Below are 320 nucleotides of genomic sequence, written 5' to 3'. Positions count from 1 at the left end.
GTTACTAGCTGAAGATTTCAAGAAACTCGATGACGTTCATTTCAGGTACTTCGTGTTTGCTGGACTCGTAGAAGGCTTTGACAACGATGAGCAGTGCATCAAAGATCGCGCTGATTACGCGCATCTTGTGCCGGAGCGACTAAACGGGCTTCCGCACGTAGAAGAGGAAAAGATGGCAGAGTTCATGAACGCGGTATCCGGCATCGGCCGTGATCTGTGCGTAGCATATGACTATGTTTATTTCGAAAGTAAATTTGGCCTGACGATCGAGCAGGCAGAGGCGCAAGGATCGGTATGAGCGAATTGAATCAGGTCACAGA

1 protein-coding gene is annotated in these 320 nt (G+C 48.8%); it reads left to right on the top strand.

The window, feature by feature from the left end; genetic code table 11:
• Positions 1–298 (top strand): hypothetical protein (locus tag AC1RPU_RS08090; protein ID WP_481769658.1); only part of this gene is annotated, 298 nt, incomplete at its 5' end.
• Positions 299–320 lie beyond the last annotated feature (22 nt).

The organism is Dellaglioa sp. CoH-55-MRSF-7, assembly GCF_056782235.1.
Note: the sequence above shows the minus strand (reverse complement) of the source record. Positions and strands in the feature narration are given on the sequence as shown.